The sequence below is a fragment of the Bradyrhizobium sp. genome, assembly GCF_035652035.1.
Classification (GTDB): domain Bacteria; phylum Pseudomonadota; class Alphaproteobacteria; order Rhizobiales; family Xanthobacteraceae; genus Bradyrhizobium.
The window spans coordinates 13,651-27,594 of the sequence record NZ_DASREO010000023.1; the positions used below are offsets into that span (position 1 = coordinate 13,651).

Annotated in this window: 13 protein-coding genes; 8 read left to right on the forward strand and 5 right to left on the reverse strand. The window is 62.0% G+C overall.

The features are described 5' to 3' along the window. The first annotated feature begins 84 nt into the window (after window positions 1–84). The 3 genes from VFB05_RS09110 (at window position 85) to VFB05_RS09120 (ending at window position 4,423) form a co-directional block, all read left to right on the forward strand. Window positions 85–1,176 (forward strand): ABC transporter substrate-binding protein, encoded by a 1,092-nt coding sequence (locus tag VFB05_RS09110; RefSeq protein WP_325011252.1) that lies wholly within the window; start codon window positions 85–87, stop codon window positions 1,174–1,176. Next, window positions 1,176–2,222, forward strand: a complete 1,047-nt coding sequence (locus VFB05_RS09115; RefSeq protein ID WP_325011254.1) for a hypothetical protein — start codon at window positions 1,176–1,178, stop codon at window positions 2,220–2,222. Before VFB05_RS09110 ends, VFB05_RS09115 begins: the two co-directional genes overlap by 1 nt. Before the next feature lie 137 nt (window positions 2,223–2,359). Beyond that, window positions 2,360–4,423: a carboxypeptidase-like regulatory domain-containing protein gene (locus VFB05_RS09120; protein ID WP_325011256.1), complete on the forward strand. Its 2,064-nt coding sequence runs from the start codon at window positions 2,360–2,362 to the stop codon at window positions 4,421–4,423. Window positions 4,424–4,454: 31 nt separating this feature from the next. Here VFB05_RS09120 and VFB05_RS09125 read toward each other — a convergent pair whose 3' ends face one another. Continuing rightward, window positions 4,455–5,300 carry a polysaccharide deacetylase family protein gene (locus VFB05_RS09125; protein WP_325011258.1) on the reverse strand — a complete coding sequence of 282 codons (846 nt, stop codon included), beginning with the start codon at window positions 5,298–5,300 and terminating at the stop codon, window positions 4,455–4,457. A gap of 275 nt (window positions 5,301–5,575) precedes the next feature. After that, window positions 5,576–6,373 (reverse strand): polysaccharide deacetylase family protein, encoded by a 798-nt coding sequence (locus tag VFB05_RS09130; protein WP_325011260.1) that lies wholly within the window; start codon window positions 6,371–6,373, stop codon window positions 5,576–5,578. Between the two features lie 129 nt (window positions 6,374–6,502). Here VFB05_RS09130 and mgtE point away from each other — a divergent pair, with 129 nt between their 5' ends. From mgtE to VFB05_RS09145, 3 genes are all read left to right on the forward strand, one after another. Beyond that, the gene (mgtE, locus tag VFB05_RS09135; protein ID WP_325011262.1) at window positions 6,503–7,906 is read left to right on the forward strand and encodes a magnesium transporter; all 1,404 of its coding nucleotides are present in this window, start codon (window positions 6,503–6,505) and stop codon (window positions 7,904–7,906) included. 121 nt (window positions 7,907–8,027) lie between these two features. Continuing rightward, window positions 8,028–9,893, forward strand: coding sequence for a bifunctional diguanylate cyclase/phosphodiesterase (locus tag VFB05_RS09140; protein WP_325011264.1), 1,866 nt, complete (start codon window positions 8,028–8,030; stop codon window positions 9,891–9,893). Window positions 9,894–9,966: 73 nt separating this feature from the next. Then, the gene (locus VFB05_RS09145) at window positions 9,967–10,263 is read left to right on the forward strand and encodes a helix-turn-helix domain-containing protein (RefSeq protein WP_325011266.1); all 297 of its coding nucleotides are present in this window, start codon (window positions 9,967–9,969) and stop codon (window positions 10,261–10,263) included. 6 nt (window positions 10,264–10,269) lie between these two features. Here VFB05_RS09145 and VFB05_RS09150 read toward each other — a convergent pair whose 3' ends face one another. Then, window positions 10,270–11,091, reverse strand: a complete 822-nt coding sequence (locus VFB05_RS09150) for an FTR1 family iron permease (RefSeq protein WP_325011268.1) — start codon at window positions 11,089–11,091, stop codon at window positions 10,270–10,272. Between the two features lie 10 nt (window positions 11,092–11,101). Further along, a complete protein-coding gene (locus VFB05_RS09155) occupies window positions 11,102–11,437 on the reverse strand; it encodes a cupredoxin domain-containing protein (protein ID WP_325011270.1) in 336 nt (111 codons plus the stop codon). Between the two features lie 225 nt (window positions 11,438–11,662). Between VFB05_RS09155 and queC the strand changes: the two genes are divergently transcribed. Both queC and VFB05_RS09165 read left to right on the forward strand, forming a co-directional pair. Next, entirely contained in the window at window positions 11,663–12,382 is a 720-nt protein-coding gene (gene queC / locus VFB05_RS09160; RefSeq protein ID WP_325011272.1) for a 7-cyano-7-deazaguanine synthase QueC, read from the forward strand. A gap of 9 nt (window positions 12,383–12,391) precedes the next feature. Further along, window positions 12,392–13,183 carry a YdcF family protein gene (locus VFB05_RS09165; RefSeq protein WP_325011274.1) on the forward strand — a complete coding sequence of 264 codons (792 nt, stop codon included), beginning with the start codon at window positions 12,392–12,394 and terminating at the stop codon, window positions 13,181–13,183. Between the two features lie 10 nt (window positions 13,184–13,193). On the opposite strand, the gene VFB05_RS09170 is transcribed toward VFB05_RS09165, so the two are convergent. Then, window positions 13,194–13,916 (reverse strand): DUF599 domain-containing protein, encoded by a 723-nt coding sequence (locus VFB05_RS09170; RefSeq protein ID WP_414643172.1) that lies wholly within the window; start codon window positions 13,914–13,916, stop codon window positions 13,194–13,196. Window positions 13,917–13,944: the final 28 nt, after the last annotated feature.

Sequence of the window (13,944 nt, forward strand, 5' to 3'; positions counted from 1 at the left end):
GATCGGTTCCGCCGTCTGACACTTTGCTTCCGCGCGGATCGTTCGAACGCGCGCAAAAAAAGCGAGTGGGGGAGGGGTTTGCGGATGGCACGGATCGTCGCACTGGCCTTCGTATACTGGATTTCCTGCGTAAGCGGCGCATTGGCGCAGCAGAAGGCGCCATCGTGGGACGAATTGGCCGCGGCGGCGCGCAGCGAAGGCAAGTTGGTGGTCAGCGGCCCCGCCCATCCGGAGGTGCGCGAGGCGCTACCCGCCGCCTTCAAAAAGCGCTTCGGCATCGATCTCGAATATCTCGGCGGCTCGGCCAGCGCCGGCGCCGCGCGGCTGCGCTCCGAGCGGGCCGCCGGCATCTACAGCGTCGATGTGACCTTGGCCGGCATTCAGACCATGGCGACGATCTACTATCCGGAGCACATGCTCGCGCCGATCAAGCCGCTGCTGGTGATTCCAGAAGCAGTCGACGGTTCGAAATGGAAAAGAGGATCGCTTTGGTTCAGCGACCCGGATCAGCAATATGTCCTTCGGCTTTTCAATGCCGTCGGCGAACAATTCTCCATCAATACGCGCACGGTGAAGCCGGACGAAATCCGATCGGCCCAGGACCTGCTCAATCCGAAATGGCAAGGGAAGATCGCCACCCGCGATCCGACCGTGCCGGGCACCGGCAGCAATCAAGCCGCGCGCTTCTATATCCAGCTCGGGGAAGATTTCACCAAGCGGCTTTTCGTCGATCAGAAGCCGGCCTTCAGCCGCGACGAGCGGCAACTGACCGACTGGCTGCTGCACGGCACCTATCCGATCGTCTTCGGGGTCGACGACGCTCGAGTCGACCAGATGCACAAGGAGGGCGAGCCGGTTCTGGCCATCAACAGTCTGCCCGATCTGCCGGGCACGGTGCAGGTCGGCAATGGGCTCGTCGGCCTTTTCAGCAATGCCCCGCATCCGAATGCGGCCAAGCTCTTCATCAACTGGCTCGCCTCGAAGGAGGGCTTGGAAGTCTATGCACGCGCCGCGAAATGGCCGACGACGCGGAACGACATCGACGAGAAGAGCTTCGTTCCGGTGGCGTTCATTCCCGAGACCGGAGCCAAATATTTTGATCTGTCCGATTGGGAATTCACCGTGACGAAAAAGCAGGAAGCGCGTCTGCGGATCAAGACGCTGCTGGGTCAGTGATGATGCAGAGCGTGCTTTATATCGGTACCGATGCCGGCGTCTTTACCGCGCGTAGCGGCGACCTGCGGTCATGGAAGATCGCCGACCATGGCCTACGCAAATGGGAGATTACCGAGATCGCCGTTTCACCGGCCGGCCCCAACAAAGCGTTTGCCGCCACGCGTGGCGACGGCGTCTGGGTCACCGAGGACTTCGGGCAATCCTGGATCAAGCCGAGCTACGGCCGCAGAGGGCCGGGCAAGGTACGCAGCGTGACCATCGATCCGCACGACCCGAAGCGGCTTTATGCCGGCTGCGAGCCCGTCGACATCTTCGTGAGCGAAGACGAAGGGAAGAACTGGCTACGCTTCGACAGCGTTTGGGACGTGCCGTCGGTGGCGGCCATGCCTTACCCGCTGGCCAGCGTCGAGCCGCATGTCCGCGACGTCACCGTCGATCCGGTCGATGCCGATATCCTCTATGCCGCCCTGCAACTGGGCCACATCATCAAAAGCACCGATTGCGGCCGTAGCTGGAAGCTGCTCGACCGCAATCTGGATTGCGACGTGCATACCATCTTGGTCGATCCGCGTTCGCCGCGTCGTTTGGTCATCGCTACGGGCGGCCACGGGTCGCGCCAGGGCGAGGCGCCCGGGCGCGCCCTCTATGCCAGCGAAGACGGCGGGATGAATTGGACCGCGACAGCGATGAATTTCGCCCAGGACTATGCCGTTCCCCTGGTGCGCGACCCGCACGATCCGGCGAGGCTTTTCTGCGCGTTGGCGCAAGGCACGGCCGGCCGCTGGCGCAAACGGGCGAGCGGCGCCGAGGCCATCGTCATTCGTTCCGGTGATGGCGGGATGAATTGGCATCGCGTCGGCGAAGGCGTCGATGGCAAGGAATTCCCCGAAGCGATCGTCGTCGACGACGCGGCACCCGGCATCGTCTATGCCGCCTCCCGCAACGGTTCGTTCTACGCAAGCGACGACGCGGGCGATTCCTGGCACTCCCTGCGTCTCGACCTCAAGGTCGACGACCTGTCGAGTCTGGCGATCACGCACGCTTAAAGCCTCCGCGCATCGGTTGACTGGATCGCGAGGCGGGCGGAAAACTCTTTGCGCCGCCGGCGATAGCGGCAATGTGGCCGCGGTTTCGGGGAGGAGATGCCATGCGTGGGACTGTGTCTTGCCTATCAATCTTGACCATGCTCGCAGCCTTGAGCATCGGCGCAGCGAAAGCCCAAAGCGTTTCGGTCGGCGCTAAAGATATCGGCGGCATCGTCACCGGTCCACGCGGTCCGGAAGCAGGCGTTTGGGTCATCGCGGAAACATACGACCTGGGAACGCGCTTCGCGCGTATCGTCGTAACCGACGATAGCGGCCGCTATCTCGTCCCCGATCTGCCTCAAGCAAATTACAATGTTTGGGTGCGCGGCTATGGGCTTGTCGATTCCGCGAAGGTCGCGGCTGTGCCGGGCAAAACGGTGAATTTGAATGCGATAATTGCGCCGGATGCGGCGACCGCGGCGAAGATTTATCCCGCCATTTACTGGTATGCGATGTTGAAATTGCCGGCCAAAGATGAATTGCCGCCGAAAATGACGATCGGTTCCTATCTCAACGACATTAAGAGCAATGGTTGCATCGGATGCCACCAGATCGGAAATCTGGCCACCCGCACGATCCCGAAGGAGATCGGCGCCGTCAAATCATCGGAGGAAGCCTGGATCCGCCGCGTATCGTCCGGGCAAGCCGGCGCGGACATGGTGAACGCGCTCACCGGCCGGCTTCAGAGCGTTCCAATTCGCTACCTTGCCGACTGGACCGATCGCATCGCCGCCGGAGAAGTCCCGGATACTAAGCCGCCGCGTCCGCAGGGCATTGAACGCAATGTCGTGGTGACGGTGCGCGATTGGCTCGACGACAAACATTATCTGCACGATCTCAGCGGCACCGACCGCCGCACACCGACGGTGAACGCCAATGGTCCGCTTTACGGAGCGACTGAGTTAAGCACCGACAAGATGCCGATCCTCGATCCAGTGAAGAATGAAGCCACAACATTCACGCTTCCGGTGCGCGATGCAGATACTCCGAGCGCTGCTAAAACGCCGCCGGCGCAGCCCTCGCCGTATTGGGGCGACGAACATATTTGGGACAGCAAGGCCAACGTCCATAACCCGATGCTCGATGACAAGGGCCGCCTCTGGCTCACCGCGCGGGTGCGCGGGGCGGACGACCCGGCATTTTGCAAGGAAGGGTCCGACCATGCCTCGGCCAAATTGTTTCCCTTGGAGAAGTCCGGCCGGCAATTGGCGATGTTCGATCCCAAGACGAAGAAGTACACCTTCGTCGACACCTGCTTTTCCACCCATCATCTGCAATTCGCCTACAACGACGGCAACAATACGCTGTTCACCAGCGGTGACCGTGAAGTCGTCGGTTGGCTGAATACCAAAATGTTCGAGAAGACCGGCGACGCCGCCAAATCTCAGGGCTGGACCGCCTTCATCCTCGACACCAACGGTAACGGCAGGCGCGACGACTATGTCGAGCCCGGCGCACCGCCGGATCCCACCAAAGATAGGCGCGTCAGTGTCGGCTTCTATGCGGTCATGCCGAGCCCCGTCGAGCCTTCGGTAGTCTGGGGTTCGCATCGGGGCTATCCCGGTTCGGTCGTGCGGGTGAACCTCGGCGCCAATCCGCCGCAAACCGCGCTCACCGAAGTCTACAACGTCCCGGCACCGGGCTTCGGCGTTCGCGGTGCCGATATCGACCGCAACGGCGTGGTCTGGGTGTCCCTCGCCAGCGGTCATCTCGCGAGCTTCGACAGGCGTAAATGCAAGGGCCCGCTGAACGGCCCCGCCGCGACCGGGTCACAATGCCCGGAAGGCTGGAGCTTCCATCAATTTCCCGGGCCGGGATTCAAAGGCATCGGCGAGAACAGCGCGGAGTCGAGCTACTACACCTGGGTCGACCAATGGAACACGTCGGGGCTCGGCAACAATGTGCCCGTCGCCACCGGCAATCTTTCCGATGGCCTGCTCGCCTGGGTCGGCGACAAATTCGTCACGCTGCGGGTGCCTTATCCGCTCGGATTTTACGCCAAGGGGTTGGAAGGCCGGATCGACGATCCCGGTGCTGGCTGGAAGGGCAGAGGGCTTTGGGCGACGAGCGGCGACCGCACGCCCTGGCATCACGAGGGCGGCAAAGGCAACAAGCCGTTGTTGGTGCATTTCCAAATGCGCCCCGATCCGCTCGCGCACTAGTGCGAGAGTGCGAGCGGAGAGAGCCGGCAAATCAGCTCGGCGGCCTGCCCGAGAGGCTCAGCTCGTGACCGACCGGCGCGAAGTTTTCTCCGGTTGTCACGCGGCGAGTTTTCGTCCCGGCGGGCGTGAGCTTGGCGGAAGCCGGACGTGGCGATCCGGCGGCGCTACGCGGGGCAGTGGGACGCGGAGCGGCGGCAGCGGTGCGGCGGGCCGAGCTCGAGGCTGCCACCTGCCATTGCTGCGCCTCCGTCACCGTCACCGGCCGCCCGGGTTGCGCAGGCACCACATGCACGATGTGATAGCCTCGCGCCTTCAGTTCCTTCAGAATGATAGGCAATGCCGTCACCGTGGCCGGGTGGATATCGTGCAGCAGCAACATGCCGCGCCCCTTCGACTCGATGCGGGAGATAGCGCGCCGCGCGATTTCATTGGCGGTGATGTGCCTGAACCAGTCGTCGGCATCAAAATCGACGCTCCAGGTTACCAGCGAGCGCGAAGCCAGATAATTTTCGACGGCTTCGGAGCGCAGCAGGCCGGGGATTCGGAAGAAAGGCGCCACCTCTGCGGGATTGCCCAGGGCTTTGCTGACGGCGTCGATGCCGCCATTGATTTCCTTCTCCGCCTTCGCCAGCGGCATCGTATGGAAGGTCAGCGGATGATCGTAGCTGTGCGTGCCGATGGTATGTCCTTCGTCACGGATGCGGCGCACCACGTCGGGGAAATTTTGCGCCATTTCCCCGACCAGGAAATAGGTCGCCTTCACGCATTCGGACTTGAGGATGTCCAGAATTTTCGTGGAAGACGGCGGAAGCGGACCATCGTCGAAGGTCAGCACCACTTCGTGCGGCCCCAGCGGCAGCGTCTCGCGATACTGCAAGGCGCCGAGGCGCGGATGCGAGGTATCGATCACCAGCGTGCGACTGGTGCCCAATGCATTGGGATTGGGACATGAAGAATCCGCGAGCGCAGGAATACTTCCCGCAGTCGTCAACGCGACCACGCACAAAAAAGCCGAAATACGCATGTTTACGTCCACCCGGCCGACGAGTCCGGATAGACCTCCCTACCGCCCAAGTCTAAAGACTAGCACGTTAATCGGCGGTTAGGCGCGGGGACTTTCCGCCGCAAAGGCGGCAGGAAGCGCTTTTTCCGTCAGTGTGGCAATTTAGTCAGCATCGGCGTGCCGCCAAGCGTGGTGCCTTGGGCTGGCATGACCTGGACGATGCGGTACCCCCCGCGCTTGAGCTCGCGAAGAAATGCCGGAAGCATGGCCGCGGTCCGGGCTTTGGTGTCGTGAAGGAGGAGAATGCCCCCGCCTGAGGTGCGAAGCCGGTTCATCAAAAGGCGCAATTCCTCGATGGGGCTCATGATGTTCCAATCACTCGCCCAAAGATCGGCGCCGAATACCACAATCCTCCGCCGCGTCAGCTCGTCGAGCAGCGCTGGCGACGAGGCGAAGCCGGGAAAGCGGAAAAAAGCGCCTGCCGGGTCGAGGCTGGTCCGGCCGTAAAGTGCCTGATCGACCGCGGTAAAACCTCGAACAATTTCGCTTTCGGCCGCGGCCCGCGGAATGCGGTCAAGCAGACGGTGCGAATAGGTATGATACCCGATGCTATGGCCATCGGCCAGAACGTGGCGCGCGAGAGCCGGATTCGCCGCCGCCTGTTGACCGACCATGAAAAAGGTCGCCTTCACGCATTCACGCCGCAGCGCCTCGAGCACGCGCTCGGTGGTGCCGGGCAGGGGACCGTCGTCGAAAGTGAGCACGATCTCCTTCGGCTGTAGCGGCAGCGTATGGGGAAATTGCTTGCGGCCAACCTTGGGCGTGGTCCGTGCATCCACCGTCAGAACACGGGCGACGCCAAGTGCCGTTGTGTTGCCGGGACAATTGTCCGCCAGCGCCGCGCCGCTCCAGACCAAGGCCGCAAGTCCGACGATCAATCGGCGCATGACGTCATCCCGCTTTGCGCGCAACGCACCGCGATCCGTTCGCTCGGCGCCACCCAGACAATTGCCTCGCAGCGAGGTGCAGCGTACAAGCTGGCACCAACCTCATCCAGATGCAGCGCGAGACGGCCTATGACGGACAATCCGGAGACTAGCCTCGCCCCGTTTCTGTCGTTGCGGGATGATAATGAGCAAATTCGGCGCGAATTCGTCGAGCGGGTCGAGCAGGCAATAGCAGCCGCCGATGCCGCGGCCTTGCATGAGCTCGTGGGCAACCTCCACGAAGCAGACATGGGCGACGTCCTGGAAGCGCTCGATCCGGAGCTGCGCCCGCGGCTCATCGAGCTGATGGGTCGAGAATTCGATTTTACCGCCCTTACCGAGGTCGATGAGGCCGTCCGTGACGACATTCTCGAGGAGCTGCCCAGCGAGACCGTCGCCCAAGGACTGCGTGAAATCGAATCGGACGACGCTGTCGAAATTCTCAAGGACCTGCCGAAGGAAGAGCAGACCGAGATCCTCGACCGGCTGCCGCCGCCGGAGCGGGTCGCGCTCGCCCGCAGCCTCGATTATCCCGAGGATTCGGCCGGCCGGCGGATGCAGACCGAGTTCATCGCCGTCCCTCCGTTATGGACCGTCGGCCGTACCATCGACTATATGCGCGAGACCGCCGAACTACCGGAGCGCTTTTTCGAGATCTACGTCGTCGATGCCGGTCATCGTTTCCTTGGCGCGGTGCCGCTTGACCTGCTGCTGCGCAGCCAACGGCCGGTCCCTTTGACGGCGCTGATGGAAGACGATCGCCATCGCGTCCAGGCGACTGACGATCAGGAAAACGTCGCGAGGCTCTTCGAGCACTACAATCTTATCGCCGTTCCCGTCGTCGATGCCGGCGACCGTCTGGTCGGCGTCATCATGCACGACGACATCGTCGACGTGATCGAAGAGGAGGCGGAAGAGGACATAAGGGCGCTGGGCGGCGTCAGCGTCGAGGAGGAACTTTCCGACAGCGTGTGGGCGATCGCGCGCGGGCGATTTAAGTGGCTGCTCGTGAATCTCGGCACCGCCTTTCTGGCGTCCGCGGTGCTTGGCCTATTTGAGGGTGAATTGCAGAAGATGGTGGCGCTCGCCGTGCTGGCGCCAATCGTAGCGAGCCAAGGCGGCAACGCCAGCACGCAAACAATGACGGTCGCCGTTCGCGCGCTGGCCACACGCGATCTCACCGATCTCAATGCCCGGCGGGTGATTCTGCGCGAAATATTGGTTGGCCTCGTCAACGGTCTGGCTTTTGCGCTCATCACCGGGATCGTTGCTTATGCCTGGTTCAAGGTGCCCGCGCTGGGGCTGGTCATCGGCCTGGCCATGATCTGCAACTTGACCGCCGCGGCGCTCGGCGGCGTGCTGATCCCGCTGCTGTTGCACCGGTTGCGTTTTGATCCGGCAGTAGCGTCCAGCCCCTTCGTCACCACGGTGACCGATGTGGTCGGCTTCTTCTCATTTCTCGGCATCGCGACGCTGTGGTTTGGTTTGAAATGACATGAATGTGAGTTTGGGCCCGCGCGTTTCACCGATCGTTAACCGTGTTTTCCGACCGTGAGTTAACCATTCCCTCCTAGTCTGCAGATCGGGCGCGGAGACCCCGCGCGTCGGATGCTGCATGGATTTTCGGCCAGAAATCAAATTTTTAGAGAAGGCCGGCTATCTTCCGTCCCCGCCTCCGCCATCACTGGCGTTGCCCGCCGGGCTGCAGATCGCATCGCGGCTTATTCCGCCGCTTGCCTTGGCCCTGCTGATGGCGCTGATCGTCGGTGCCATCGCATTCTTCGGCTATGCGCGTCTCACCGATAAACGGATCGAAGCCGAGCACTATCATGCCGTCCACGTTGGCGTTGAAAAACTAGGCCTGCCCAAAAGCGGCGAAGATAGGATTGACGCCGCCGGACTTCGTCAGCTTGAGACCTTCGCCGACGTCCGGAAGCTGAAGTGGGAAACCGAGCCGGATCCGGAATCCGGAACGCGGGCGGTGCAAGCCGTGCTCGATTCAGACGGGCGCATACTTGGCTGGCTATCTTGGCAGGCCGAACAGCCGATGACTGAAACAGCGCTCCGCTTCATGCCGCTGTGGCTTGTGATTGCTGCCGGCCTGCTGGCGCTCGGTGGGCTGTCCGCTTGGTACGTGCGCCGCTTCTCGCATGAACTGGAAACCGCACAAATCCTTGCGCAGAGGTTAAGCCAGGAAGACGCGATGACCGGGCTGCCGGATGCCAGCGCCATTCTGCAAATTCTTGAGGATACCTTGGCGTCCCGTGAGCCCGACGAGATCGTGACTTGCTGCTATTTGGATCTGACCGGTTTTCGCCAGCTCAGCGACACCTTCGGCCGTATCTGGAGCAACGAGCTGGTGCGTAATGCTGCCGACAGGATCGTCGATCCGCCGTGGCCGGGGGCTATTGCCGGGAAACTCGGACGGCATCGTTTCGTCATCGTGCTGCGCTCGAAAGATTCCGAAGCTGGCGTCCTCATGGCAGAAGAGATGGCAAGGCGCATCAGTGTTCCATTTTTGATTCAAGGCCAAAACGTACAGATCGACGTGATCATCGGTCTTGCCTTCGCGCCCCGTGACGGCCTTACATGTGACGAACTTTTCCGCCATGCCACTCTTGCCTGGCGCGCGGCTAAACGCGCGGGGCGCGGCAAGATCGTTTCATTCCATCAGTCGATGGAGGCCAATCTGCATGAGCGGCGCTTCATCGAACGCGAACTTAAGCGCGCTCTCGATGAGGACGCGCTTGAACTGCACTATCAACCGATCGTTGCGGCCAGCGACAGCCGCATTCTTGGGCTCGAGGCGCTACTGCGCTGGAATCATCCGATTAGGGGCAACATTCCGCCGATGTCGTTTGTCCCCATCGCCGAGGAATGCGGCTTGATGACGCGACTTGGCGAGTTCGTCCTCTATCGCGCGCTCAACGACGCCAAGCGTTGGCCCGATCTTTTCGTGGCGGTGAACCTCTCGCCGATTCAGGTCAAGGATCGCTCGCTTTTCGTTCTGGTCTCTTCCATGCTGGCGGAGACCGGCGTCGATCCTTCTCGCGTGGTGCTGGAGATCACCGAGGGTGTCCTTATCGACGATCCCGATCAGACTCGCGGCCGCCTTGAGGAGCTGCGCAATCTCGGAGTGCGCATCGCGCTCGATGATTTCGGATCCGGTTATTCAAGCCTTCGCTATTTGCAGAATTTCCCGTTTGACAAATTGAAAATCGACAGCGGCTTTGTCGCCCCCCTGGGCAAGTTGGCCAATAGCGCGGTCATCATTCAGGCGATCGTCGCCCTCGGCCGTGCATTGAACCTTAGCGTATTGGTCGAAGGCGTCGAAACCGAGGAACAGCGCGTGCTGCTGCGACTCGCCGGTTGCGATGAAATGCAGGGCTATCTATTCGCCAAACCGGCGCCGCGCAGCCGGATCGATCAAATGCTCCTGGACAGCAAATTGCAGTCCGCGCGTCAGGTGCGCGCCTCCTGAGCCGGCAGGGTTAACGCCCCGTTAACGTCTCCCGATCAAGATTTGCCGCGGTTCAAACTGCCTGCGAGGCGCGATGCGCGTTCGGCTGAAAGCGGACGGAAGGCTTGTGGAAATCCTGCACGACGGTAGCGAGCGGCCGATCGCTGCCGGCGTCTCGGCGGCCCCGGCCACGCAGGCCGACTATGCGCGAAAGGTGCGGATGGCCACCGGGCTCACGCAAGCGGCGTTTGCCGCGCGGATCAAAGTTCCGCTCGAAACGGTGCGCAATTGGGAGCAGGGCAAGCGTTCGCCGCGCGGGCCCGCGCGGACATTGCTGAAGCTCATCGAAATGGCCCCTGAATCGGTATTTGCGGCGTTGGACGCCGCCTGACGGCCGTCAGGTCGCCGGCAGCCGGCGACGCGACGAACCGGCGATGCGCATCAGCAGCAGCATGGCGACAAGAACCGCGATGTAGACAATCAGCTGCATGAGGCTCGGCCGTTCGTTGTAGCCCATCAGCGCATGCAAGGCCGTACCGACGATTCCGTTCTGCGGCAGCCACGCCGACGTATCCCATACACTGCCTGTGAGCACGGTCAGCACGCCGGCCGCGTCAAGGAATTGCACCGCCTGTGCCGCCATGCCCGCCGCGAGAAGCGTGATCAATAGAGTTGTCACCGTGAAGATATAGCGGGCGGGGATCGAGACCAGACCGAGATAGGTGACCGCGGTGAGAGCCACACCGGCCATCACACCGAGCAAGCCGCCGGCCAGCAATTGCCAGCCAGTGGCACCGCCGACGATGATGCCGTAGAGAAACAGCACGACCTCCAAGCCCTCACGCAGCACCGCAAGTCCTACGACTACCGCGAGCGCGGCCAGCGGACGCCTTCCTCGGGTCACTTCCTCGCCGACCTTGATCATGTCGGCGGCCATTTCCCGTCCGTGGCCCGCCATCCAAGCATTGTGCCACATCAGCATGGCGACCGCCGCCATCAGCACGATGGCATTGAGCAGTTCCTGGCCGGTACCGGCGACGGCATCGGAAATCACGTCGGCGCCGGCCGCGACGAGGGTCGCGCCGAAAATCCCGGCGAGCAGGCCGAGCGAAACCCATTTCCCTCTGCCGGATACGCCACGGGTCGCCACCAGAACGATGCCGACGATAAGCCCCGCCTCGACGACTTCGCGAAAGACAATGATCAGTGCGCCAAACATCCGGCCGTTGTTACTCCGCGATCACCACGCCCTTGGCGGTTTTGGAGTTGAATTCGCCTTCGAATTCGTACCGGCCGGGCTTGAGCGGCCCGAAACTTACCATCGCCTTGGACCTTCCCGCGATAATCTTTTCGACCTTCAGACTGCGGCTGTCGAATTCCTCGGCGCTGGCGTCATCGTTAACCACAGTGAGCGTAACGCGCTTGCCCGCCGGTACGCGAATTTCCGCGGGATCGAAGCGATGGTTCTTGATCGTGGTGGTGAGCGCTTCTTGCGCATGAGCCGGAAAGCTGGAAACAAGGCCGATGAAGGCCGCGTAAGCCAGCGCTACGAAAAATCGTTTCATGGGTTTGCCTTTTTGCGTTGTCCAAAGCACAAAAAGCCGGAGAAAATCCTTGAGGCAACACAATTTTCTCAGATTTGAATTATTCTAATGTAAGAAGGACGGCTAATGGCTTGCGGCGCCAGCTATCGTGTCGCAAACCAGAATGCTTCCAATCTTTTCGATAATGGCCGTGGCGCGGCTGATAATCGAGGCACCGTGTGCGCCATCGCAGGGAGCCAGTGAAAGATGCCGCCGGAAATCCGTTCCGAGAGCGCAGTTGTGCTTTTTTCTGGCGGCCAGGACTCGACGGTCTGCCTCGCCTGGGCGCTGCAACGCTTCGCGCGGGTGGAAACGGTGGGCTTCGATTACGGCCAACGGCATGCCGTGGAATTGGCAGTGCGCCCCCGCGTGCGGGAAAAGCTGGCGGCGCTCAGCGCCGAATGGGCGGGCCGGCTAGGTGCCGATCATATTCTGACGCTCGACGCGCTCGGCGCAGTTTCCGACTCCGCCTTGACCCGCGACGTGGCCATCGAGATCGGCGAAAGCGGGCTGCCAACGACCTTCGTGCCCGGGCGCAATCTGATCTTCCTCGCCTTTGCCGGGGCCTTGGCCTATCGCCGGGGCGCGCGGCATCTCGTCGGCGGCATGTGCGAAACCGATTTCTCCGGCTATCCCGATTGCCGCGACGATACGATCAAGGCCGTGCAGGTCGCGCTCGGCCTCGGCATGAACCGACGCTTCATCATCCACACGCCGCTGATGTGGATCGACAAGGCCGCGACTTTCGCCATGGCGGAGGAAATCGGCGGCAAGCCGCTCTTCGATCTCGTTCTTGAGGAAACGCATACCTGCTATAGCGGCGACCGCAGCCAGCGGCATCCTTGGGGCTACGGCTGCGGCGAATGTCCCGCCTGCCGGCTGCGGGCTGAAGGATTTGCCCGATTCATCGCCGGCCGCGAAGCCTGAGCGCCGCCGATGTTTTTCATTCTTTCGAAGATCCTCGGCTTTTTCAGCATGCCCTCAAATCTTCTGATGCTGCTTTGCTTGCTCGGTCTGGTGCTTCTCATGCGCGGCCGCATGCGAGCCGGACGCGTTTGCTTGGTCACAGGGATTCTGGCGCTCGCTATCGCCGGATGGTCGCCTCTCGGCAATACCCTAATCACTCCTCTGGAAGAGCGCTTTCCGCCGTGGCATGCGGCGGCGGCGCCAGACGGCATCATCGTGCTCGGCGGCGCCATATCGCCGAAGCTTTCCGGCGAACGCGGCGCTGTGCAGCTCAACGAATCGGCCGAACGGCTTACGGTCTTGGCTGCGTTGGCGCGGGCCTATCCGAATGCCCGGATCGTTTTCAGCGGGGGCGCCAGCAGTCTCTTTCCCGGTAAATTCGTGGAAGCCGATTTCGTGGCGCCCCTTTGGCAGAGCTTCGGGATTGCGCGGGAGCGCATCGCGATCGAAAGCCGCGCACGCAACACCGTGGAAAATGCGGTATTCACCGAAGAATTGGTGCATCCGCGTGCCGGACAACGCTGGCTGCTCGTGACTTCGGCTTATCATATGCCCCGCGCGATCGGGGTATTCCGCCGTATCGGATTTGCCGTCGAAGCGTATCCGGTCGATTGGCGGACCGCGCCCAACTCCGGAAGGTTTTCTCCTTTTGCGCAGTTCGCCGGTGGCTTGGCGCGCACCGATGTCGCCGTGCGCGAATGGTTCGGTCTGTTCGCCTATTGGCTGACCGGCCGGACGTCGGCGCTGCTTCCAGCGCCGTAGCGCGCGCGAGCTACGATGCCTGCGGCGGAGCGGAAATCGACTGACGCGCGCTGGAATTGAATTGGCGCCGCCACATCACCACCATCACCCCGGCGGTGGTCACCAGGAAGGGCAGGGGACCGACGAACCAGCCCAGATACGCCAGGGCAAAAAAGAATGCGCGCTGGCCGCGATTGAATTGACGGCCGGCATCGGCGCAGAGTAGCGAGGCGCGGACAACGAATTCCTGCGCTGTCGCCGAGTCCCTTTCCGACGCCGGCGGCGCCGCGCCCAGCATCATCGCCACATAGTTGTAGAGTCGATAAGACCAGGCAAATTTGAAAAAGGCGTAGACTAAGATCACCGCCAGTCCGGCGGTCTTTGCCTCCCATTGCACGCGCGTCGGCACGACGCCGAACGGCAGCGCATTGACAAGCGACAGGATGTCGCCGCTGGAATGAAAAAGTGCCAGCGCGCCGCCCAATGCGATGAGCGAGCTCGACGCGAAAAATGCCGTGCCGTTCTGGAGTGAAGCGGAGACCTGGCCGTCGAGCATGCGCATCTCGCGGCGGATCATTTGCCGCATCCAGTCCTCGCGATAGCGATGCATCAGCCGGTTCAAACTGTTCGCCCCGTAGGCGGTGTGATCGAGGATAATGGCGTAAGCAGTCCAGGCGATGAGGTACATGCCCAAGGCCACTAGGTCGAGAATGGAAAAGGTCATCATCGGATGAATCTCTATTGCCGCCGCCATGCTGCATCGTGCAAACGCGGGCGGCAAT